This is a genomic window from Martelella sp. NC20, from assembly GCF_013459645.1.
In the GTDB taxonomy this organism is placed as follows: Bacteria; Pseudomonadota; Alphaproteobacteria; order Rhizobiales; family Rhizobiaceae; genus Martelella.
Genome location: NZ_CP054861.1, coordinates 2,737,544 through 2,758,878 on the forward strand (window position 1 = coordinate 2,737,544; position 21,335 = coordinate 2,758,878).

Annotated in this window: 21 protein-coding genes; 12 read left to right on the forward strand and 9 right to left on the reverse strand. The window is 63.7% G+C overall.

The genetic code is table 11. The features are described from left to right. The first annotated feature begins 48 nt into the window (after positions 1-48). The 3 genes from HQ843_RS13025 to HQ843_RS13035 are packed head-to-tail and all read left to right on the forward strand — an operon-like array spanning position 49 to position 2,788. Positions 49-588, forward strand: coding sequence for a TRAP transporter small permease (locus HQ843_RS13025; RefSeq protein WP_180897911.1), 540 nt, complete (start codon positions 49-51; stop codon positions 586-588). Then, entirely contained in the window at positions 585-1,940 is a 1,356-nt protein-coding gene (locus tag HQ843_RS13030; protein WP_180897910.1) for a TRAP transporter large permease, read from the forward strand. The genes HQ843_RS13025 and HQ843_RS13030 overlap by 4 nt, the downstream gene beginning before the upstream one ends. Further along, positions 1,937-2,788 (forward strand): TAXI family TRAP transporter solute-binding subunit, encoded by an 852-nt coding sequence (locus tag HQ843_RS13035; RefSeq protein WP_180897909.1) that lies wholly within the window; start codon positions 1,937-1,939, stop codon positions 2,786-2,788. The genes HQ843_RS13030 and HQ843_RS13035 overlap by 4 nt, the downstream gene beginning before the upstream one ends. On the opposite strand, the gene HQ843_RS13040 is transcribed toward HQ843_RS13035, so the two are convergent. The 5 genes from HQ843_RS13040 to HQ843_RS13060 form a co-directional block, all read right to left on the reverse strand. Continuing rightward, the gene (locus HQ843_RS13040) at positions 2,789-3,472 is read right to left on the reverse strand and encodes a class II aldolase/adducin family protein (RefSeq protein ID WP_180903503.1); all 684 of its coding nucleotides are present in this window, start codon (positions 3,470-3,472) and stop codon (positions 2,789-2,791) included. After that, entirely contained in the window at positions 3,469-4,341 is an 873-nt protein-coding gene (locus HQ843_RS13045) for a hypothetical protein (RefSeq protein ID WP_180897908.1), read from the reverse strand. The genes HQ843_RS13040 and HQ843_RS13045 overlap by 4 nt, the downstream gene beginning before the upstream one ends. A gap of 102 nt (positions 4,342-4,443) precedes the next feature. After that, entirely contained in the window at positions 4,444-5,301 is an 858-nt protein-coding gene (locus HQ843_RS13050; RefSeq protein WP_180897907.1) for a VOC family protein, read from the reverse strand. A 54-nt stretch (positions 5,302-5,355) separates the two neighbouring features. Further along, positions 5,356-6,225, reverse strand: a complete 870-nt coding sequence (locus HQ843_RS13055) for a VOC family protein (protein ID WP_180897906.1) — start codon at positions 6,223-6,225, stop codon at positions 5,356-5,358. 36 nt (positions 6,226-6,261) lie between these two features. Continuing rightward, positions 6,262-7,737 (reverse strand): 2-hydroxymuconic semialdehyde dehydrogenase, encoded by a 1,476-nt coding sequence (locus HQ843_RS13060; protein WP_246710374.1) that lies wholly within the window; start codon positions 7,735-7,737, stop codon positions 6,262-6,264. 169 nt (positions 7,738-7,906) lie between these two features. Between HQ843_RS13060 and HQ843_RS13065 the strand changes: the two genes are divergently transcribed. Then, positions 7,907-8,584, forward strand: coding sequence for a GntR family transcriptional regulator (locus HQ843_RS13065; RefSeq protein ID WP_180897905.1), 678 nt, complete (start codon positions 7,907-7,909; stop codon positions 8,582-8,584). 5 nt (positions 8,585-8,589) lie between these two features. On the opposite strand, the gene HQ843_RS13070 is transcribed toward HQ843_RS13065, so the two are convergent. The 3 genes from HQ843_RS13070 to HQ843_RS13080 are packed head-to-tail and all read right to left on the reverse strand — an operon-like array spanning position 8,590 to position 11,411. Continuing rightward, positions 8,590-9,882 (reverse strand): TRAP transporter large permease, encoded by a 1,293-nt coding sequence (locus tag HQ843_RS13070; protein ID WP_180897904.1) that lies wholly within the window; start codon positions 9,880-9,882, stop codon positions 8,590-8,592. Continuing rightward, a complete protein-coding gene (locus tag HQ843_RS13075; protein WP_180897903.1) occupies positions 9,879-10,361 on the reverse strand; it encodes a TRAP transporter small permease in 483 nt (160 codons plus the stop codon). The genes HQ843_RS13070 and HQ843_RS13075 overlap by 4 nt, the downstream gene beginning before the upstream one ends. A gap of 3 nt (positions 10,362-10,364) precedes the next feature. Continuing rightward, positions 10,365-11,411, reverse strand: coding sequence for a TRAP transporter substrate-binding protein (locus tag HQ843_RS13080; protein WP_180897902.1), 1,047 nt, complete (start codon positions 11,409-11,411; stop codon positions 10,365-10,367). A gap of 120 nt (positions 11,412-11,531) precedes the next feature. Here HQ843_RS13080 and HQ843_RS13085 point away from each other — a divergent pair, with 120 nt between their 5' ends. The 7 genes from HQ843_RS13085 (at position 11,532) to HQ843_RS13115 (ending at position 17,196) form a co-directional block, all read left to right on the forward strand. Then, on the forward strand, positions 11,532-12,407 hold the full coding sequence (locus HQ843_RS13085; protein WP_180897901.1) for a fumarylacetoacetate hydrolase family protein: 876 nt from the start codon (positions 11,532-11,534) through the stop codon (positions 12,405-12,407). Positions 12,408-12,434: 27 nt separating this feature from the next. Continuing rightward, positions 12,435-13,319, forward strand: a complete 885-nt coding sequence (locus HQ843_RS13090) for a VOC family protein (protein ID WP_180897900.1) — start codon at positions 12,435-12,437, stop codon at positions 13,317-13,319. A 7-nt stretch (positions 13,320-13,326) separates the two neighbouring features. Continuing rightward, positions 13,327-14,481, forward strand: coding sequence for an oxidoreductase (locus HQ843_RS13095; RefSeq protein ID WP_180897899.1), 1,155 nt, complete (start codon positions 13,327-13,329; stop codon positions 14,479-14,481). A 9-nt stretch (positions 14,482-14,490) separates the two neighbouring features. After that, positions 14,491-14,856: a YciI family protein gene (locus tag HQ843_RS13100; protein WP_180897898.1), complete on the forward strand. Its 366-nt coding sequence runs from the start codon at positions 14,491-14,493 to the stop codon at positions 14,854-14,856. Between the two features lie 9 nt (positions 14,857-14,865). After that, positions 14,866-15,648: a 2-oxo-hept-4-ene-1,7-dioate hydratase gene (gene hpaH, locus HQ843_RS13105; RefSeq protein WP_180897897.1), complete on the forward strand. Its 783-nt coding sequence runs from the start codon at positions 14,866-14,868 to the stop codon at positions 15,646-15,648. Then, positions 15,645-16,334 (forward strand): hypothetical protein, encoded by a 690-nt coding sequence (locus tag HQ843_RS13110; RefSeq protein WP_180897896.1) that lies wholly within the window; start codon positions 15,645-15,647, stop codon positions 16,332-16,334. The genes hpaH and HQ843_RS13110 overlap by 4 nt, the downstream gene beginning before the upstream one ends. A gap of 220 nt (positions 16,335-16,554) precedes the next feature. Further along, on the forward strand, positions 16,555-17,196 hold the full coding sequence (locus tag HQ843_RS13115; protein WP_180897895.1) for a nucleoside triphosphate hydrolase: 642 nt from the start codon (positions 16,555-16,557) through the stop codon (positions 17,194-17,196). Positions 17,197-17,210: 14 nt separating this feature from the next. Here the strand turns inward: HQ843_RS13115 and putA are convergent, their stop codons facing one another. Continuing rightward, on the reverse strand, positions 17,211-20,639 hold the full coding sequence (gene putA, locus HQ843_RS13120) for a bifunctional proline dehydrogenase/L-glutamate gamma-semialdehyde dehydrogenase PutA (RefSeq protein ID WP_180897894.1): 3,429 nt from the start codon (positions 20,637-20,639) through the stop codon (positions 17,211-17,213). A gap of 105 nt (positions 20,640-20,744) precedes the next feature. On the opposite strand from putA, the gene HQ843_RS13125 reads away from it, so the two are divergent. After that, entirely contained in the window at positions 20,745-21,221 is a 477-nt protein-coding gene (locus tag HQ843_RS13125; RefSeq protein ID WP_180897893.1) for an Lrp/AsnC family transcriptional regulator, read from the forward strand. The last annotated feature ends 114 nt before the right edge of the window (positions 21,222-21,335 follow it).

Consider the following 21,335-nt stretch of genomic DNA (forward strand, 5'->3'; position numbering starts at 1 on the left):
TTCGCGGCGGCGTCCCTGCGCTGCCGCGCACACCACAAGAGAGCGATCATGACAGGACAGGAAACGCCAGGCCTTCTTGGCCATATCGACCGCATACTGAAATGGTCGGCGCTTTTCGTCGGCGGAACTGCTCTTGCCTTCATGACCGCGTTCTCGACGATCAACGTTCTGGTGATGCGAAAGGCGCTGAACGATCCTGTTCGGGGCGGCGAGGACCTGATGACGCTCGCGCTGGTCGTGGTGGTGGCGATTGCGATCCCCTTCGGCGCGCGCACCGGCGCGCATATCGAAATCGAACTCCTGGAAGAGCATATGAGCCAACCTGTTGCCCGTTTCAGCCTCGCCGCCATGAAACTGCTCGCCATCGCGCTGACCGCGTTTCTGGCGTGGCGGTTGTGGGTGGCCGGCGGACAGGCAAGCCGCTTCGGAGAGTCCTCGCCAACGCTGATGATCTCGTTCGGGCCGTTCTACCGGGCATTGGCGCTGTCCTTTTCCGTCTACGTGCTGGTTCTCGCGCTTGAGTTCGGCGTTCTTCTCGGCGGTGGCAAAATTCCGAAGATCGACCTTTTGCGCGGAGACGGTTCATGACGCTGGCGCTGATCGGCATTCTCGGCCTTGCGCTGATGTTTTTGTTGATGGCGCTCCGTTTGCCCGTCGCCCTTGCCATGCTGGGGGTCGGCTTCGCGGGTACGATCGCTGCCAATGCCGCCAAGTTTCTGTCTTTCGGCATGCCGTCGGAGCTTGCCTGGTCGCGGGCCGTGCGCATCGCCTTTTCCAATCTTTCCGGCGAGACCTTCGAGGCGGCGTCCAGCTACAATCTTCTGGTCATTCCGATGTTCGTGCTGATGGGCAATATCGCCGGCGCCTCCGGCATGTCGGCGGATCTTTTCCGTGCCGCCTATCGCTGGATGGGGCATTTCCGCGGCGGCCTTGCCTCCGCGACCATCACCGCCTGCGCAGGTTTTGCGGCGCTGTCGGGCTCTTCTCTTGCCTCCGCTGTGACGATGGGCCGTGTCGCGCTTCCGGCCATGCGCCGCTACCGCTACGACGACGGGCTTGCCACCGGCGCGGTTGCCGCGGGCGGCACGCTCGGCTTTCTGATCCCCCCCTCCGGCGGCATGATCATCTATGCGGTACTGACGGAACAGAGCATCGGACGGCTGTTCATGGCAGGGGTCATTCCCGGCATTCTTCTGACCGCGCTTTTCATTCTCACGATCATGCTGACGGTGCTGAGGAACCCCGCGGCGGGGCCGGCGGGGGAGCGGGCGAGCTGGGCTGAGCGTAGTCGTTCGCTGTTGAGCGCGCTTCCCATCCTGTTGGTCGTGATGGTGGTTATCGGCGGCATGTATACCGGCTTTTTCACGCCGGTGGAGGCCTCGTCCGTCGGCGCGTTTTTTGCCTTCGCCGTCGCCGTTTTGCGGCGGCGCCTCAGCATCAAGGCAATGCGGGAGGTGATCCTTCAGACCTTGTCCGCGACAGCGACGATCTTCCTCATCCTGATAGGGGCTTTCGTTTTCATCCCGTTCATGGCGCTCACGGAAATTCCCCAGCATCTTGTTACCGTCCTGACGGCGCTGCCGATCGGCGATGTCGGCGTATTGATCGTGATCATCGCGGCCTATCTGATACTCGGCATGTTCCTCGACACGATGGCCATGCTGGTTTTGACGATTCCGGTGGTAATACCGATTGCACTGGGCCTTGACTGGGATCTCGTCTGGTTCGGTATCATCGTGGTCATCGCCCTCGAAATGGGGATGATCTCGCCGCCGGTCGGCATCAACGTCTTCATCGTGAAATCGATAGCGCCGGATGTGCCCATGGGCCGGATTTTCCGGGGCATCTGGTCCTTCTGGCTGGCCATGCTGGTTATGATCGCCCTGCTGGTCGTCTTTCCCGAAATCGCCCTTTATCTCCCAAGTCAGGTGATTGGATGAAACTGACCCTTTACTCACCCGCCCCGCCGATGACCCGGCTGCACGAGTTGAACCTCGCATTCGGTGCGCTGCTGGCAGAGGCCGGTTTCGAAAACGAGGTGGTTGCACTCGCGCTTCCCGATGCGATCAATCGCCCCGCAGCGATGTCTGCTGAGGAAAGACGCTTCCGGTTGCCGATTGTCACGGTTGCCGATTTTCTGCCCGCCATCAACGCGACCGGGCCGGACTGGCATGGTTATGATCGCCCTTGCCCCGATCTGAAGCTTGCCGCGAGCCTTTATGACGTCGCATTCGGGATTACCGCCGCCAGCGCGCTGATCGAATGGCCGGAAGATCTTGCCGGCAAACGAATATTCGCGCCGCCGCGTCCGTCTTCTGTGCGTCTTCTGACGGAGCTTCTGGTGGAAAAGGGCTATGGGCTTTCAGCCAGCGCGGAGCTTTTCGATTCGACGCCGCTCGATATCGGACCGGCGATCGGGCGCGGCGCGCTGAAGGCGACAAGCTGGAATATCACGACGCTCGAAAACGGCAAGGCTGAGCCGATGCTCAGGATCATGAATGCGCGTTTCCTGGCCGTCGATGAGGAGGCGCGAGGCCGTATCAATGATGGTTTGCATTTCGAAATCGGTGGTTGTTCGGTTTCGGGTGTGCCGCTTCTTGCCTTTCGTCAGGGCATCGCCGTTTGGGACGATACCCCCGATGACATCGCTGCCGCCATCGTGGATGTTCTGAGCGGTCAAAATGAAGGTCCGTTCTTTTCGAAATACGAAGACCTCTCCGCATGGCCCGGACTGCGGGATGAACACCGCCACCGGGCCTTGCTCGCCGTCCGGGACGGTTTCCGATAGTCAGGCCTCCGGGTCGCCGTAAGTCAGGTGGTCCCACATCCGCTCCAGGATGCGGCCCGACCAGGTGGCGCGGCGGGTTGCCTCCTCTTGCGTGAAGAAGGCCGGGTTGCCGGCGTCTCCGGCTGCAAGCACGGCAAGCTCGACGCGGGCGGCATCCTCGCCATACCACGTCAGCACCACCGCCTCCTCGAGGCTTTCGCCCGCCGTCACCAGGCCGTTGCCGCGCATCATCACGCCGCGACCGTCACCCATCAGTTCGGCAAGCGCCGCGGCGGCATCATCGTCCCGGATCAGTTGTGGATCGTCCCAGAGCGGGATGCCGGGGTAGAAATAACTGCCAAAGCCGTGGCGCATCTTCGGCGTCAGCCGCAGCGTCGAAAGCGCCATCAGGTTCGGCGGCATCGAGCGCACCACCCCGCCGACGTCGGACCGGCGTCGATATATCTCCCGGTGGATACGGACCTCGCCCAGCACGCCATCGGGCAGTGGGCCGTCGATCGGCACGACCGAGCCGGTCGCCTCGCGCGGCATCTGCCCCATCGGAACCGGGGCGCAGACCAGGAAATGGCTTTCGTCCAGCCGCGCGCTGCAATGGCCATAGGCATGGACAAGGCCATGCCGGCCAAGGGCGCGCGCGGCCATGCGTACACGCCGTTCGTCCGATGGCTCGGAAACTGCCGTCATCTCGTCCCCGTGTTCTGCAATGCCATCACGGAATCGCTGAATTGCGTGATCGCGGTCACCTGCTCGATCGAGCGGGCGATGATCGGCGTGCGCAAGCCCTCGAAGGTCAGCCCGCCGTCGCGCTTCAGAGTGTGGGTGACGTTGACCTTGAAGGCATGGCAGGCGGCCATGTGTTTCGCGCGGCCCGCAGCGCCTTCGCGCCATGCGGCGCCATTGGCGAAACGGGCGAGTGCAAGACCGTTCTCGAAGGCGATCTCGACGGCCGCGTCATAACGGCGCGGCGGCGGGGCGAGCGCGGAGACGGCACTGGCATCGGCCATCTGCGAATCCTCGCTGAAGGGTTCGAACAGGTGCATGCGCAGCTTCTGGACCTCTCCATCGTCCGCGATCGCCGGGGCGAACTCTTCTCTCATGTAGCGGCGGAAATCCTCGACGCTTCCGGCCCTGCGGATGAACAGCAGGAATTTGAGCAGCCGGGGTGCGGCAAACGATGCCGGCGTGTTGCGGTCGACGAAGGTTTTCGAATTGTCGCCCACGGCCGGATAGGCCACCGTTTCCTCGAAGATATTGGCCTCGTCGGTCATCAGCGGTTCCATGGCACCGAGAAACTGGTGCAGGTGCTCCTCGCTTTCGAAGCACGGTTCGGGCACGCCCTGGAACCGGTCGCCTTCGGCCAGGCAGGACTCCACACCCACCGTCTTCGGAAACACCTGCCCGTCCTCATAGGAAATCTCATGCAGCCAGAGATGATCGATCCCCGGCAGCCGCGCGGCGATCTGCGCGGCATGGGCGTTGACCCAATAGGTATAGAACACGTCGAGCGGTATGCCCGGACGCTTCTTCAGTGAAAACAGCATGGTCAGAAACATCGGCTTCTCCTCCCTCAAAACCCGATTGCCTGATTGCTTTTGCCGTGGAACGCTCTCCTCTCGCCCCACTGCTCTATGTCGGGCGGCCCGTCCGGCCCGGTCTCAGTTCTTGAATTCCTTGATGTCCGGTTCCGCGCCCCAGCTGCAGAACCCTTTCGGCTCGGCGGGGAACTGGCGTTCGCGCCATAAAAGCTCGTCGGCGATTTCCTGCACGCCGGAGGAATATTCGAACACCATGCCATCGGGTCCCTCGAAATAGAGAAATTTGGCGGTGGACGTCGGGTGCCGTCCGGGCCCGAACACCATCTTGACATCGCGCTCCCGCAGGAAATTGTAGGAGCGCTGGATGTCGTCGGCGGTCTCGACCTGGTGGTTGATGTGCTGGATGCCGGCGCGGTTCGTCGGAAACAGCGCGATCGTATGATGCACCTCGTCGATCCTCAGAAGCGGTGCATCGCCGATCCGGTCGGAAACCCGCGCATTGCAGACCTCCGTCCAGAATTTCTCGTCGCGCGCGGCGTTGGTGGTGCAGAGCCCGACATGGGAAAAGCCAGTGATGCCGGCGTCGCGGGTGCCATGATAGCGCCGGCCGGAATGTTCGGGGCGTACCACCAGCTCGATCGTGTTGCCGGTCGGGTCCCTGAAGCGGATGAAGCTTTTCACCTTGCGCAACGTGGCTTCTTCCGTGGTGCCGATATGGACCGGGGTCTGAAGCGCCTCGAGCGAGGCGGCGGCCTGGTCGAGATCAGCCTCGGAGCCGACAACGAAGCCGACCGCCTGATCGGCCGGATCGCCCTCGAAATAGCAGAGGGTGTGGGCGCGCTGGTCCGACTTGAAATAGACCGACCCCTTGTGCCGGTCCTCGACCTCGAGGCCGAGGTAATCCCGGGCGAAGAATTCCGCGCCCTCGATGTCGCGGGTGCCCATGCGCACGTAACTGACGTCCTGAAGATTGATCATGCCATTCCTCCATCTTGTCTCGGGCTACACATATGCTGCAGGTCCGGAGCCGGCTCACACGCCGGCGGAATATTCCGGCACGGTCGAATGGCTGCCCCAGGCGCAGAAGCTCTCGTTTGCATGCGGAAACTGCCGGGGCACTCGGTCTTCGCGGAAGGGATGACGGTCGCCTTCCGCGACGAAGCCGAACAGCACGCCGTCCGGCCCCTTGAAGGTCAGGAACAACTCGCCCGAGGCGGGTCGCCGGCCGGGGCCGGAAACGATCGCCACCTGCGCCGACTGCATGAAATAATTGTTCTGCATCAGCTGTTGCAGGCCCTCGACCATGAATTGGACCTCGAGGATCGCGTCGCGGTTCGAGGGATGGATGGCGATGCGGTGATGCTCGTCATCGAGCGCGATATAGACCGCGTCGCCGACATAATCTGCCACCTTGCCGCCGAAGATCGCCGTCCACAGCGCCGTGTCGGCCTCGACATTGGTGGAGGCGAAGGCGACTCCGAAGAACTCGGTGATGCCGGCATCGCGGCTGCCGAAATAGCGCCAGCCGCTGTCCTGCGCGCGTACGACGAGTTCGATGCGCACCGCGTCGCGGAGCGTGAACCACGCCAGCCCCCGGCAGCGCCGGGCCGCGCATTCCTCCGCGCTGCCGCGCTCGACCTGATGGCCGGCCGCGGCAAGCTTCTGGCAGACCGCGTCCAGCCCATCGGTGTTCCTGACCTCCATTGCGAGCGTCTGGTCCCCCGGTCCGCCTTCCTTCTGAAAGAGGGCAAGCGTGTGGTCGCGATTGTCGGAGCGGAACATCTGCAGCCCCTCCGGCGCATCGATCCGCTGCAGCCCGAGAATACGGGTGGCGAAATGGCCGGCGACCGAGGGGTTTTCGACGCCGAGCCGGACATAGCGGAGTTTTTCGATTGTCGTCACATTCTCCTCCCCAGAGATGCCTGACCGTAACAGTCGTTACAGTTTGATGCAAATATTTCGAAGCTCGGTATAGAATTCGAGCCCGTGAACCCCGCCCTCGCGGCCGATCCCGGAGTGCTTCATGCCGCCGAAGGCGGTACGAAGGTCGCGCAGGAACCAGCAATTCACCCAGGTGATGCCCGACTGCAGCCTTGCGCCGACGCGGTGGGCGCGGCTGAGGTCCTGCGTCCAGAGCATCGAGGCGAGCCCGAATTCGCTGTCATTGGCGCGCGTGATCGCCTCGTCCTCGTCATCGAAGGGGGCAATGTGGACGCAGGGGCCGAAGATTTCCTCGCGCAGCACCGTGTCGGCATCGTCGAGACCGGTCCAGATCGTCGGTTCCACCCAGTTGCCGCCGGCAAGCCGGCCGTCCATCGCGTAGAGCCCGCCGCCCGTGACCACGTTCGCCCCATGCCGGGCTGCGACATCGTAATAGCCGGTGATCTTGTCCTTGTGCTCGGCGGAAATCACCGGACCGAAGCTGGTGGCCTTGTCGAAGGGATCGCCGGGTTTCAGCGCGCGGGCCCGTTCCGCCAGCCCTTCGACAAAGGCATCGAAGATCGGGCGCTCTACATAGAGCCGTTCTGTCTGCAGGCAGACCTGACCGGCATTCATGAACACCGCGCGGGCCGTCTGTTCCAGCGCCTTCTCCATGTCGCAGTCGGCAAACACGATCCCGGCATTCTTGCCGCCGAGTTCGAAGGAGACCGGACGCACGCCCTTGGCGGCTGCGCGCATGATCGCCTCGCCGGTGCGGGTCTCGCCGGTGAAGGTGATGCCGTCGATGCCCTGGTGTTCGGTGAGATACTGGCCGGCCGAACCCGGTCCGAAGCCCTGCACCACATTGTAGACGCCATCCGGAATGCCCGCTTCGCGCATCACCTCGCCGAGAAGGGCGGCGGTCGAGGGCGTTTCCTCCGACGGCTTGACGACGACGGTGTTGCCGCAGGCAAGCGCCGGCGCGACCTTCCACGTCATCAGCAGGAAGGGCAGGTTCCACGGGCAGATGACGCCGATGACGCCGCGCGGACCGCGCAGCGTGTAGTTCAGCGCATCGCCGCCATCGGGCGCCACCATCGGAAAGAATTCGCCCGGCGCATGCTTCAGCGTCTCGGCGAAGGCGCGGAAATTGGCCGCTCCCCGTGGAATGTCGAGATGGGAGGCGAGGTTCACCGGCTTGCCGGTGTCGAGCATCTCCGCCCTCAGGAAGTCGTCGAACCGGGCCTCGATGCCGTCGGCGATGGCATGAAGCGCCCGTGCGCGTTGGTCGAGCGTCAATTTGCCCCAGGGGCCGGAAAGCGCCGCGCGCGCGGCGGAAACGGCGTGGTCGACATCCTCGGCAGTGGCGACTTCGACCGTAGAGACCACCTCGCCCGTTGCCGGATCGATGTTCTCGAACGCATCCCGTCCGCCGGGGGATACCGGCTGTCCGCCGATAAAGCTCGTGATCCGTGGATGGCTCAGGACATTCATAAGGCGCTCCGATGCTTGCATGGTTTCAAGCGTAATCGGCATATTATCGGTAGTCAACAAAATTATCGATATTTTGCGCAAAAGCGATACTTGCGAACGACCTCGTTGATCGCTGAATCAACCGATGCTATTGAAGGGTCGGAACCCAGACACCCGGACAAGGACCATTATGTGGGAAGAACCTCAGGCAACGCTTTCGGATCGTGCGCATCTGGCTATCCGCAAGGACATCGTTTCCGGCAATCTCGCGCCCGGAACGCGTCTCCGGATCGCCAGGCTCAGCAAGGACTATGATATCGGCGCAAGTCCCTTGCGCGAGGCGTTGTCGAAGCTGTCGTCCGAGTTTCTGGTGAATTTCGAGGCCCAGCGCGGCTTTTCGGTTGCGCCGGTTTCGGCGCAGGATCTGCGCGACATCTCGCAGATCCGCTGCGATCTCGAAAGCGAGGCCGTGGCCCGGGCGATCGCGCGCGGCGACGAGGCCTGGGAATCGCGGATCGTGGCTGCCTTCTACAAGCTCGGCAAGGCCGACCAGCGCCGCCGGGCGAAGCCGGAGGATGGCTCCGACGAATGGGAGGACCGCAACCGCGAGTTCCACGAGGCGCTGGTTTCGGCCTGCGACAGCGCCTGGCTGAAGCGCCTGCGCTCGCTGCTCTATTACCAGCATGAGCGCTACCGCCGCATCTCGCTGACGCATCCAGATCCGGATCGCGACATCCAGGCCGAGCATCAGGCGATCATGGACGCGGCGCTCGGGCGTCAGACCCGGGAAGCGATCCGGCTTTCCAAGGAACATATCGACAAGACCACCAAGGCGGTGCTGAAGGTGATCGAGGGTGGGGACGGCTGACGTCGTCATCGCATGATGGCTGGCAGCGCCAGGATGATGCCGGGAAACAGGCAGAACAGCGCGAGACGCACCATGTCGGCCGCGATGAACGGCATCACGCCGCGGAAGATCGCCATCAGCGGCACGTCGTGCTGGACGGTGCGCAGCACGAAGACGTTGAGGCCCACCGGCGGGGAAATCAGCCCGACCTCCACCACCACGACCAGCACGATGCCGAACCAGATCAGGTCGAAGCCAAGGGCCGCGACGATCGGATAGATGATCGGAACGAACAGCAGGATCAGCGAGAACGCCTCGAACACGCAGCCGAGCACGAGAAAGGCCGCGAGAATGATCGCGATCACCGCCCATGGCGCGATATCGGCGGTCGAGGCATAGTTCGACAGGGCGTAGGGCAGGCCGGCGACATTGACGAAAGTGGCGAAGACCTGGCTGGTCGCGACCAGGAAAAGCAGCGCGGCCGTCGTGACCGCCGCTTCCGAAAGCGTCGCCGCAAGCACCGGCCACGTCATGCGCCGGCGCATCAGTGCGAAGGCGAGCGACAGGACCGCGCCGATGCCTGCGGCCTCCGTCGGGGTGAACACGCCGAAATAGATGCCGCCGATTATCGCCGCAAACAGCGCCAGCAGCGCCCATATGCCCCTGAGCGCGACTATCCGTTCCGGCCAGGACGCGCGCTCGCCGGCCGGCCCGGCTTCGGGATCGAAACGGGTGACGGCCCAGACCGCGCCGAGATAAAGCGCGAGCCCGACAATGCCGGGAATGATGCCGGCGATGAACAGCATGCCGATATCGGTCTCGGTCAGGTTGCCGTAGATGACGAGGATGATCGAGGGCGGTATGAGAATGCCGAGGGTGCCGCCGGAGGCGATCGCGCCCGCCGCAAGCTCCGCCTTGTAGCCGCGTGCCCGCATTTCCGGCATCGCGATCGGCGCCATCGTGGCGACCGTGGCGAGGCTGGAGCCGGCAACCGTCGAGAACCCGCCGCAGGCCATGATCGTCGCCATCGCCAGCCCGCCGCGGCGGTGGCCGACAAAGGCGTAGGAGGCCTCGTAGAGTTCCTTCGCCATGCCCGAACGCGACACGAAATTCGCCATCAGCAGGAACAGCGGCAGGATCGAGAAACTGTAATTGGCGATGTTGTCGAGGGTGACCCGGGCAAGCTGGCCGATCGCCGGCTCGAAACCGATCAGCGCCGTCAGCCCGAAGAGGCCGACAAAGGCCATGGCGAAGGCGAGCGGGATGCCGGAAAGCGCGAGCGCCAGCAGGATGAGGAGCCCGATGATCGCGGCGCTCATGCCTGTCCCCTCATCCGCGTGACGAGGTGGGAGACATGCACCAGCGCCGAGAGACCCGAGAGTGCGGAGGCATAAAAGGCAAGCGGAGCCAGTGGCAGGTGCAGTATGCCCGCTGTCGTTCCGTAGTGCGCGACTTCGATGCCTTCGATCCACAGCCGCCAGCACAGAAGGGAAAACAGAACGAGGCCGGCGAGATCGGTGACGAAGCCGAGCACATGCGTGCCCAGCCGGCCAAGCGTGCCGGATACGAGGTCGGCCGTGACCTGCGCCTTTCTGAGCGTCACCACGGGAAGTGCTGCAAAAATCGCGATCGCCATCGCGAATTCGGTCAGCTCGAAGGCGCCCGCAACCGGGCTCGACAGGAAATAGCGGCCGACGACGTCGACCGCCGTCAGCGTCATCATGAACAGAATCGTGACCGCCGCGAGCGCAAGCAGGGCCTGCTCAGCGCGGCGGAAAGTCTTGTTTCCCGTGGTCACGGATCACTTCCCGGCTTCGTATTCGGCGGCCCGTTCGCGGAACATCGCAAGCGCCGCGGCTCCGTCGATACCCTTGTCATCGGCAAGCTTGATCCAGCCCTGTTCAACCGGGGCGACTGCCGCCCTGATTTCCGCGAGGAACGGTCCTTCGACATCCGTCACGGTGATGTTCTTCTCGGGGAAGCGGGCGATCGCGGCCGCGTCGCCGGCATCCCAGACGATGCCCATCTTTTTCGACAGCGGCTTGCCGATCAGCGGCGCGATCGCCGCCTGATTGTCGGCGCCGAGGCCATCCCAGTCGCGCTCCGACATGAAGAAGGCGAAGGAGTTGTTGAAGAGGCCGCCAGGCACCCTGGTGTAATGCGGCAGGAAATCCTCGAGGTTGAATTTCATCGGTGCGTCGACCGAAAACAGCGCCCCGTCTGCGGTCCCGCGCGACAGCAGTTCATACCATTGCGGCGCTGGCGCCTGGACGGTGACGACGCCGAGCGCCGCGCCGATATCGGCGCCGAGGCCGCCGGGCACGATCAGCTTCAGTCCGGCGAGATCGGCCAGTGAACCGACCGGGCCGCTGTCGGACCAGAGCGCGCCCGGCCCGTGGGTCGAAAGCGCGAGAAGCTTGATGCCTTTGTGCTCGCCGGCGGCGGCGAGGTATTTCTCATGCACATCCCAATAGGCCTCCGACATCGCTTCGGCCGAATTGCCGAGGAAGGGCAGTTCGGCGATGCCGGTCAGCGCAAACCGGCCGGGCGTATAGGAGTGGGTGGTGAAGCTCATATTGGCGAGCCCGTCGGTCACCATGTCGAACTGGCGCGGCGGCGGGGCAAGGGCGGCGGCGGCGATCTCCACCTGAACCGCGCCGCCGGTCTCTTCGGCGATCGAGGCGGCAAACGGCGCCACGAACTGCGTCATCATCGGGTGCTGCGACGGCAGATAGGTGCTGAAACGAAGGGTCTTCTGCTGGGCCTTCGCCCCGGTCTGCGCGAGCGTCAGCCAGGCGACGCCCGTTCCCATGGCGGCCATCACGGCCCGCCGTGTCATATGTGTCATCCGAATTCCTCCCATTAGTGTTATCGAGATAAAAACAAAAATACCAAGAAGTCAATATTATCGATATTTTCTTGACTACCGATTTTTTTAGCCATAAGTTCAACCCAGTGGGAGGAATTCATGACAAGACTGGCTCGGTTTCAGGACACGGCTGGCGGCTTCATCTGCCTTGCCGAAAAGGACGGTGTTTTTTACGCGCTCCCGCAACTGCTCGGCCGGTCCGTGACCGATCCGATGGAACTGATGACGGACTGGGAGCGCCATCTCGACACGATCGACGCCGCCATCGCCGCCGGAGCCGCTCCGGTGGACACCGGAGGCATGCGCTTCGCGCCGCCGATCGCCCACCCCGGCAAGCTGATCTGCATCGGCATCAATTATCACGACCACATCGCGGAAATGGGCGTCAACGCGCCGGAATTTCCGTATGCTTTCCTGCGTCCCCTCGGCTGCCTCGCGGCGCATGGCGACACCGTCACGCTTCCGGACTGGCCGAAAATGGTCGACTGGGAAGCTGAACTCGGCGTCGTGATCGGCCGCACCTGTCGCGGGCTGAGCCGGGAGAATGCGCTGTCGGCGGTTGCCGGTTACACCGTGATCAACGATGTCTCGGCGCGCGACTGGATCGAAAGCGCCCCCTTCGTCGGCGTCGACTGGGTGATGCAGAAGGCCTGGGACGGTTTCCAGCCGACCGGCCCGTTCCTGGTGCCGGCGCGCCATGTGCCGGACCCGCAGGCGCTGGAGCTTGAGCTTTCCGTCAACGGAGCGATCAAGCAGAAGCAGTCGACCGGAAAGATGGTCTTCGGCGTCGCCGACATCCTGGTGCATCTGAGCCGGATCATGACGCTTTTCCCGGGCGATATCATCGCGACCGGCACGCCTTCCGGCGTTGGCTTCGGCCGGCGACCGCGCGAATTTCTGGCCGATGGCGACACCGTGAGCGTGTCGATCACCGGACTTGGAGAACTGACCAACACATTTGCCGCTGCCCGCTGAAGCGCCGGCCGGAGGAGGAGAAAAACCATGCAACGCGTCCGACGCATCTCTCACGCGACCTTCACCACCAGGGATATGGGATCGCAGACCGAATACTATGAAAACGTGCTGGGACTCACCGTCACGGACAAGGACAAGGATGCGGTCTATCTGGCCTCCACCCTCGACCACCACTCCGTGGTGCTCATGGCGGGCGATGAGGCGGCCTGCACCCGGCTTGCCTTTCAGGTTGCCGAAGGCGAACTCGACGCGTTCAGGAAGCAGGTCGAAGGCGCCGGCATTTCCGTTTCACAGGCGACGGACTCCCAACCGGGCATCGGCACGGTGATTTCCTTCACCGATACCAAGGGCACGACGATGGAGGTGTTCGAGCAGCCCGAGCCCGCCACCCAGGCCTATAGCGGGCGCGGCATCGAGCCGCTGAAGCTCGGCCATGTCGCCTTCAAGACCGATGACATCAGGCGCGACGTGAAATTCTTCGCGGAGGTCATGGGCTTTCGCGAAAGCGACTGGATGGGCGATTTCTTCGCCTTCCTGCGCTGCGGTCCCGATCATCACACCATCAACCTGATCAATACCGGCGCGATTGCCATGCACCACTGCGCGTTCGAACTGCGTGACTGGAACCATGTTCAGAAGGCCTGCGACTATCTGGCCAGCCGCGGCATCCACCTGATCTGGGGGCCGGGTCGCCACGGCATCGGCCACAATGTCTTTACCTATCATTTCAATCCTGACGGCCAGATCATCGAACTGTTCACCGAACTCGATCAGATCAATGACGAGGAACTCGGCTATTTCGAGCCGCGGCCATGGCACGGCGAAACCCCGCTGAAGCCGAAGACCTGGGAGCCGGGCCCGGGCTCCGCCAATCTCTGGGGCGTGATGCCGCCGGACTGGTTCATGAAGTGAGGCGGCCATGACCCACGCAATCTACCCGACCCTGTTTTCGCCGATGACGATCGGCCTGCGCGAGGCGAGAAATCGTATCGCGCAGGCGCCGATGTCGGTATGTTATGCCGACGAAAACGGCATCCCGACGCCGGCCATGGCCGAGCATTACGGCCGCCGCGCCAAAGGGGGCGCGGGCATGGTCATCACCGAGAACCTTGCGATCTCCGTCGCCGGCCGGCAGATGCCGCTGCAGCCGATGCTGAAGGACGACGATAGTCTCGATGCCTTCGCCAACGTCGCCGGCGAGATCAAGCGCCATGGCGCGCTCGCCGTCGCCCAGATCGTCCATGCCGGGCGTTATGCCGGCCCGTGGTCGGAATACGAGAAGGCGCGGCGGCTCGCTCCGTCACCCGTCCCATTCGAGCTTCTGCCGGGCAAGACGGTGACGCCGGCGGAAATTACCGAAGATGAAATCGAGCAGGCGCTTTCCGATTTCGCTAACACGGCAAGGCTTGCCGAAAAGGCTGGCTTCGACGGCGTCGAACTCCACGGCGCGCAGGGCTTTCTCGTCTCCAGTTTCTTCTCGCCCGTGATGAACCGGCGCAAGGATGGCTGGGGCGGATCGTTCGAAAACCGCACCCGGTTCGCGCTCGAAGCCGTGCGTCGCATCCGCGCCGACGTGGGCCGCGATTTCATCGTCGGCATCCAGCTGATGAGCGACGAACTGCGCCCTGGCGGGTGGTCGCTGGATGAGGCGACGTCGCTCATTCCGCGCCTCGAAGAAGCCGGCATCGATTTCGCCGTGCCGGTGGTTTCCACCTTCGAGACGCTGAAGACGCCGGAAAATGCCGGGCTGTTCGCCCGTCCGACCTTCCAGCACGAGGAGGTGCGGGCGATCCGCCGATTTGCCACCGTGCCGATCTTCACCAATGGCGGCATCCGCGACCCGCGCGTGGCCGAGGACATTCTGGCGCGCGGCGACGCGGACGGCGTGGCGCTGGCGCGGCCGCTGTTCTCCGATCCGGACTGGCCGGAAAAGGTGCGGGAAGGGCGCGTCTGCGAACTCCGGTTCTGCGATTGCACCGAGGCGACCTGTCTTCGCACACAACTGACCGGCTCGCGCTGCGAGAGCTGGCCGAAAGCCGCTGCGGAAGCCGGCTATTTTGGCTATCAGGCCTGAGGAGCACCCATGCCGACACCACCCGAACTGATGGCGCCGATGCTCAAGAAGAAACTCTATGCCGTGATCTGCACCCTGAACGAGGGCAGGGACATCGGCCCGGTGCTTGCCGATCATCTCGAATATCTGATCGGGCTCGAGGCCGAGGGCAAGCTGTTTGCCTCCGGTCCGTTCACCGGCGATGACGGCAGGCCGAACGGCGACGGGCTGATCCTGCTGCGCGCGGAAAACCGCGCGGAGGCCGAACGCCTTGCCGCCGGAGATCCTTTCGCCAAAGCGGGGCTCCGATCCTTCGTCGTCCATGACTGGATGCTGATGGAAGGGCATATCGGCATCGGCGTGAATCTTTCGCGCGGTACATTCACCTTTGCATGAGGAACGCACATGCTGACAGATGAACAACGCGGCCAGGCCGTTGCATCGCTTCTCGAAAGCCACCGCACCAAAGTGCAGGGCCGGCGGCCTTCGGAGATGTTTCCCGATATAGAAATCGCCGATTCCTATGCGATTTCATCTGCCGTGGCCGATGCCAGGGTTGCCGAGGGCCGCAGGATCGTCGGCCACAAGATCGGCCTGACCTCCAAGGCGATGCAGGCGTCCTCGAAGATCGACGAGCCTGATTATGGCTACCTGTTCGACGATCTGGTGCTGGCCGACGGCGCCAAGGTGCCGTTCGAGAGCTTCTGCGTGCCGCGGGTGGAGCCGGAACTGACCTTCATCCTGAAGGAACCGCTGAAGGGCCCGGGCGTTGGCCTGATCGACGTGCTGCGCGCCACCGAATGGGTGGTGCCGTCGATCGAGATCATCGATGCGCGGGTGACCGAGCCTCGCAGGATTTTCGACACCGTTGCCGACAACGGAGCCGCGGCCGGCATCGTGCTCGGCGGCCGCCCGGTCCGGGTCGAGGATGTTGACCTCAGATGGGTGGGCGCGATCTTCTACCGCAATTCGGAGATCGAGGAGACCGGTCTCGCCGCCGGCGTGCTCGGCCATCCGGCAATGGCGATCGCCTGGCTCGCCAACAAGCTCGGCCCCTTCGGCACGCAGCTCGAACCCGGCCATCTGATGCTCTCGGGTTCGTTCACGCGGCCGGTCTGGGCGAACAAGGGCGACACGCTCCATGCCGATTTCGGACCGCTCGGCTCGGTCGCGGTGCAGTTCACATGATCGCGGTGGCCGCCCAACCGAACCGGCTGAAGGCCGCTCTTTGGGAAGGACGGCCGCAGCGTGGCCTGTTTTCCGTACCACCTGGCGAAAGCGGTTTTTCCGAAGCCGGGCTTGATTGCGTGATCTGCGAAGCGGGTGAGATCTTCGCCCGTTCCGGGTTCGCCGCGCTTCAGGCCGATAGTTGCGAGATCGCGGTCTGCGCCGACAGCCATGCAAGACTGGTTTTGCAGAGCCTTCTGCGAAAGGGCATCCAGAATATCGTGCTGACGGGCATTGCCGGCCCATCGGATGCGCGCGCCGCGATCATGGCGCTGCACCGGCGCCCCGACCGCCGCCGCTTGTCCGCCGGCGATCGCTGGCGCGGCATGCGGGAGGAGAATGAGACCCATGCCGACGGGGCCGAAATCTGTGCGCTCGCCCTGGTTGACGGGGCGGTGGATATGGAGAACCTTGTTGCGATCGCGCAGATGCAGGGCCTGAGCGGGCTGATCCTCGATCCGGTTCCCGCAATATCGCAAGAGCGGGTCTGCAGGATCGCCCACAAGATCAGAAGCCTTGGAAAAGCGCCCGGAATCGTCATTCCACATGATGCCGAGCCTGAATATTATTTCGCATGCGGCTTTCTTTTCGTGGCCCGCCGCGAGGGACATTCGCATCGGGGCGTCGCTTCTCTGAGCCGCATATGAACGGCATTGGGTCTTTCTGCTGTGAATGCTGCGCGGCGTTCGAACGGGCCGCCGAGAGGCGTCCTACCCTCGTCAAGTTTCAGGTCATTGTGGACGAAGACGCCACGGGTTAAGAGTTCCATGGAAATTCGCTGTCAGCTGGAATCGCCTGACCTTCGCGAAAATGCGTCACAGATGGGTAGAGCGGGTGCGCCGCGTGAACTTGCCGTGGGAGGGGCCGATGCCGAAGACGATAACCAGGGTCGAAGACCTTCTCGATACGCTTTCAGCACTGCCAACCGGCGCACGCCGGCTCGTTGCGATTGCCGGGGCGCCCGGCAGCGGCAAATCCACGCTTGCAGAGGATCTCGTCGCCCGCCTCAATCGGCAGAAGCCGGGCTCCGCCGCCGTCATTCCCATGGACGGGTTTCACCTCGATGACGACTTGCTGAAGGCGCGCGGGACGCTGTCGCGCAAGGGCGCGCCCTATACGTTCGATGTCGGCGGACTGGCGGTGATGTTCCGTCGCCTCAGCGCCAACGAGGAAGACGAGGTCATCGTTCCGCTGTTCGACAGGAAGCTCGAAATCTCGCGTGCTGGCGCGCGCGCCGTCTCGCGCTCGCTTCCGTTGCTGGTGGTCGAGGGCAATTATCTGCTGCTCGACGAGCCGGGCTGGCGCGATCTCCGCGCCATTTTCGACCTGACCATCAGCCTTGACGTTCCGTTTTCCGTTCTGGAGCGCCGGCTGCTGCAGCGTTGGACGGATATGGGCTTCGAACCTGAGGCGGCGCATGCCCGTGCCCACGAAAACGACCTCCCGAACGCGAAGACCGTCATCGACAACAGCCATCCGGCGGATATCGTCTTCCGGCCGGTTGCCTGACAGGCCGTTTCGCCTCAGCTTACGCCGCCGAGAAGCTTGGCGTTGCCGCCTGCCGCCGTGGTGTCGACGCAGACATGGCGCTCCTTCAGGGCGTGGCCGGCATCCGGCGCGCCGGTCACCAGCGGCAGGATCGGGCCTTCGCGCCCGGCAAGCGCCCGGCGCAGCGCGCGAGCGGTGTCCTCATCGCCCCACCAGAGCACGGCGGAGATGCCATCCAGGCCGACAAGGCTTTCCGGCGCGATTGACCCGGTCGCGACGGCCGGACGTCCGCCCTGCGCGCCGACCATCATCGCCTGCTTTTTTGCCGCCTCCTTGCCCGGTCCGAGACAAAGCAGCGGCGCGCGGGGCAGCGCGGTGAGCACGTTCGATTCGCCCGTCGGCCCGGGAAGCGTGTTTCTGAAGACGCGACCCGTCTCGGTGGACGCGCGCGAAATCTCGGCTTTGAGCGCCTCGGGGGACATATCGCCATCCCATGCTTTCGCCTCGGCCTCGGGCGCATGGCGGCGGAAGCGGTCGAGATAGCGCGGGCCGCCGGCCTTCGGGCCGGTGCCGGACAGGCCCTCGCCGCCGAACGGCTGACTGCCGACGATTGCGCCGATCTGGTTGCGGTTGATGTAGATATTGCCGGCCCGGATACGGTCGGCGACATGCTGGACGCGGTCGTCGATCCGGGTCTGCAGGCCGAAGGTCAGGCCGTAGCCGGAGGCATTGATGGCGTCGATCACCGCATCGATCTCTCCGGCCTCGAAGGTCGCGACGTGGAGCACGGGGCCGAAAATCTCGCGGGTCATGTCAGCGATGCCGTTGACCTTGATGAGGGTCGGGGCGATGAAATGACCGGTGTCCGGCGTGGTGGTCGTCTTGAGGATACGTCCCTCATCTTCGGCGACGGCGAGATATTCGGCGATCCCGGCCTTTGCCTCCGCGTCGATGACCGGGCCGACATCGGTAGAAATGTGCCATGGCCTTCCGATCTGCAGCGCGTCCATCGCGCCGATTAGCATCCGCAGGAAGTGATCCGCGATGTCCTTCTGGACATAAAGGCATCTGAGCGCCGAGCAGCGCTGTCCGGCCGACTGGAAGGCCGACTGGACGATCGCCGCGACAGCCTGTTCGGGCAGCGCCGTGCTGTCGACGATCATCGCATTGAGGCCGCCGGTCTCGGCGATGAACGGCGCGCCGGGCGCGAGGTTTTCGGCCATGGCGCGGTGGATCATCTGCGCCGTTTCGGTGGAGCCGGTGAAGGCGACGCCGCCGATGGCCGGGTTCTCGGTCAGCACCTTGCCGACATCGCCGGCGCCGGGCAGGAACTGCAAGGCGGTTTCCGGCACGCCGGCCTCATGGAGAAGCTGGCAGGCGCGCCAGGCGATCAGCGGCGTCTGCTCGGCGGGTTTGGCAAGCACCGCATTGCCGCTTGCGAGCGCCGCGGCGATCTGGCCGGTGAAGATTGCCAGCGGAAAGTTCCACGGGCTGATGCAGGCGAACACGCCGACCGGCGGCGCGCCTTCGGCCTGCCCGGCGTAATAGCGCAGGAAATCCACCGCCTCGCGCAGTTCCGCGACCGCATCGGGAAGCGTCTTGCCGGCCTCGCGCGCCAGAAGCGCGAAGATCTCGCCGAAATTCCGCTCATAGAGATCGGCGGCCTTTTCAAGCACCGCGCGGCGCGTTGCGGCATCGGCGTTCCAGGGCCTGGCGGCGGCGCAGGCGGCAGCAACCGTTTCCGCCGTCGCCCATGTGACGGTGCCTGCGATATCATGGGTGCGGGCCGGGTTGGGCACCGGCGCCGTTTCGCCGGCAGGGGCATCTCCGGCGATCAGCGGCGTGGCCTGCCACTGATGGTTTTGGAAGGGCGCGCGCGCCTCATCGATCAGCGCCAGCGTCGGGCGGTGGGCGAGATCGAAGCCGGCCGAGTTCCTGCGGTCGGGCGCAAACAGGTCGGCGCCTGTCCTGAGCTTGGTCGGTTTCACCTTGTCGAACGGATCGGCGGCAACGGTTTCCGGCGGCACCTCGTCATCGACAATCTGGTTCACGAACGAGGAATTGGCGCCGTTTTCAAGCAGGCGACGTACGAGATAGGCCAGCAGATCGCGATGGGCGCCGACGGGCGCATAGATCCGGCAATGGGTGTTGTGGCGTTCCTTCAGGATCGAATGCAGCGCCTCGCCCATGCCGTGGAGGCGCTGGAACTCCCATGCCTGGTTGTCGCCGGCCATATCCAGGATTGCCGCACAGCTATGGGCGTTGTGGGTGGCGAATTGCGGATAGATTCTGTCGGTCATGCCGAGCAGCTTGCGGGCATTGGCGATATAGGAAATGTCGGTGGCCGGCTTGGCGGTGAACACCGGGAAACTGTCGATGCCCTCGACCTGCGCAAGCTTGATCTCGGTGTCCCAGTATGCGCCCTTGACGAGCCGCACCATGATCCGCCGGTCGAGCCGTGTCGCCAGTGCATAAAGCCAGTCAATGGTCGGCCCGGCGCGCTTGCCATAGGCCTGCACCACCACGCCGAACCCGTCCCACCCGGCAAGCGAGGGCTCGGACAGCACGGTCTCGATCACATCCATGGAAAGGCTCAGCCGGTTTGCCTCCTCCGCATCGATATTGAGGCCGATGCCGGCGGAGCGCGCAAGCTGCGCCAGCGTGCGCAGACGCGGCACGACCTGGTCCATCACCGTGTCGTGCCGGGCCTCTTCATAGCGCGGGTGGAGTGCTGAAAGCTTGACCGATATGCCGGGATTGTTGCGGATATCGTCGGCGGTCGCGGCTTCCGAGATCGCGCCGATCGCACGGGAATAGGCGAGGTGGTAGCGCTTGGCATCGCCTTCGGTGCGGGCGGCTTCGCCCAGCATGTCGTAGCTGTAGGTGTAGCCCTTTTCCTCCATGGTCGCGGCGCGTTTGAGAGCCGACGCAATCGTCTCGCCGAGGACGAACTGCGAGCCCATCTCCTTCATCGCGCGGCCGACGGCGGTGCGGATCACCGGTTCGCCGAGGCGCTTGACTGCGCCGCGAAGGGTGCTTACGAGGCCCTTGTTCTCATCCTTCAGAACCCGTCCCGTCAGCATCAGCGCCCATGTCGAGGCGTTGACCAGCGGCGAGGTGGAATGCCCCATATGCCGGCCCCAGTCCGACGGCGCGATCTTGTCCTCGATCAGCGCGTCGATGGTCTCGGCATCGGGCACCCTGAGGAGCGCTTCGGCAAGACACATCAAGGCGATGCCCTCATCGGTGGAGAGGCCGTATTCCGCCAGAAAAACTTCCATCATGCCGGGCTTGGCATGGTTGCGAATCGCGCGAACGAGATCAGCCGCATTTTCCGAGATGCGGGCGCGATCCTCGTCGCTCAGCCGCGCATGTTCCTTCAATGTGTCGAGCAACTGCGCTTCGTCTGCATAGGTGCCTGCGTCGATTGCGCCGCGCAGGGTTTCCTCAGTGTTTTCTGTCATGACAATTCCCTCTGGATCGCCATATTATAGTCTGTACTTTGCAGCCGTTTTGCCTGATTGATGAGAGAAATGTGATCATTCTGACTGATTTTGAGGGCTTGTTCAGTGAATGAAGGCAGTGCCGATCTCGACCGATTCGATCGGGCGATCATGAATACGCTGGCCGAAAACGGCCGCATCTCGATTACCGATCTGGCCAAACGCATCGGCCTGTCGAAATCGCCGACCCAGGCGCGGGTGCGCCATCTGGAAGAGGCGGGTGTGATCAGGGGCTACCGCGCCATTCTCGATCCCATTCAACTGGGTCTCGATTATGTTGCCTTTGTCGAGGTGAAGCTGTCGGATACGCGCGAAAAGGCGCTCGCGGAATTCAACAAGGCGGTGGTCGGGCTCGTCGAGGTCGAACAGGTTCACATGATCGCCGGCCGTTTCGACTACCTGTTGAAGATCCGCACCGCCTCGATGCGGGCCTACCGCCGGGTGCTTGCCGAGCGGGTTTCGACGCTGCCGCATGTGGCCTCGACCTCGACCTATATGGCTATGCAGTCGATCAAGGAAAACGGGATCGCGGAGGTCATTTGACGGCTCTAGATTTATTTGTTTTCGTTTGTCTTTTCGGGAAAACCGGATTCCACTTTTCCCTGACAAACTCTAGATTCTTTGTTTTTACGCGTCGGGTTAACGAAAACCGGCGCC

Bases quoted from the DNA above. Each gene is read 5' to 3' on its own strand.
- HQ843_RS13095 (WP_180897899.1), top strand. From the start codon at position 13,327: ATGACCCACGCAATCTACCCGACCCTGTTTTCGCCGATGACGATCGGC.
- HQ843_RS13100 (WP_180897898.1), top strand. From the start codon at position 14,491: ATGCCGACACCACCCGAACTGATGGCGCCGATGCTCAAGAAGAAACTC.
- hpaH (WP_180897897.1), top strand. From the start codon at position 14,866: ATGCTGACAGATGAACAACGCGGCCAGGCCGTTGCATCGCTTCTCGAA.
- HQ843_RS13050 (WP_180897907.1), bottom strand. From the start codon at position 5,301: ATGATCAATCTTCAGGACGTCAGTTACGTGCGCATGGGCACCCGCGAC.
- HQ843_RS13040 (WP_180903503.1), bottom strand. From the start codon at position 3,472: ATGACGGCAGTTTCCGAGCCATCGGACGAACGGCGTGTACGCATGGCC.
- HQ843_RS13065 (WP_180897905.1), top strand. From the start codon at position 7,907: ATGTGGGAAGAACCTCAGGCAACGCTTTCGGATCGTGCGCATCTGGCT.
- HQ843_RS13070 (WP_180897904.1), bottom strand. From the start codon at position 9,882: ATGAGCGCCGCGATCATCGGGCTCCTCATCCTGCTGGCGCTCGCGCTT.
- HQ843_RS13030 (WP_180897910.1), top strand. From the start codon at position 585: ATGACGCTGGCGCTGATCGGCATTCTCGGCCTTGCGCTGATGTTTTTG.
- HQ843_RS13025 (WP_180897911.1), top strand. From the start codon at position 49: ATGACAGGACAGGAAACGCCAGGCCTTCTTGGCCATATCGACCGCATA.
- HQ843_RS13045 (WP_180897908.1), bottom strand. From the start codon at position 4,341: ATGTTTCTGACCATGCTGTTTTCACTGAAGAAGCGTCCGGGCATACCG.
- HQ843_RS13115 (WP_180897895.1), top strand. From the start codon at position 16,555: ATGCCGAAGACGATAACCAGGGTCGAAGACCTTCTCGATACGCTTTCA.
- HQ843_RS13110 (WP_180897896.1), top strand. From the start codon at position 15,645: ATGATCGCGGTGGCCGCCCAACCGAACCGGCTGAAGGCCGCTCTTTGG.
- HQ843_RS13085 (WP_180897901.1), top strand. From the start codon at position 11,532: ATGACAAGACTGGCTCGGTTTCAGGACACGGCTGGCGGCTTCATCTGC.
- putA (WP_180897894.1), bottom strand. From the start codon at position 20,639: ATGACAGAAAACACTGAGGAAACCCTGCGCGGCGCAATCGACGCAGGC.
- HQ843_RS13080 (WP_180897902.1), bottom strand. From the start codon at position 11,411: ATGACACATATGACACGGCGGGCCGTGATGGCCGCCATGGGAACGGGC.
- HQ843_RS13060 (WP_246710374.1), bottom strand. From the start codon at position 7,737: ATGAATGTCCTGAGCCATCCACGGATCACGAGCTTTATCGGCGGACAG.
- HQ843_RS13090 (WP_180897900.1), top strand. From the start codon at position 12,435: ATGCAACGCGTCCGACGCATCTCTCACGCGACCTTCACCACCAGGGAT.
- HQ843_RS13035 (WP_180897909.1), top strand. From the start codon at position 1,937: ATGAAACTGACCCTTTACTCACCCGCCCCGCCGATGACCCGGCTGCAC.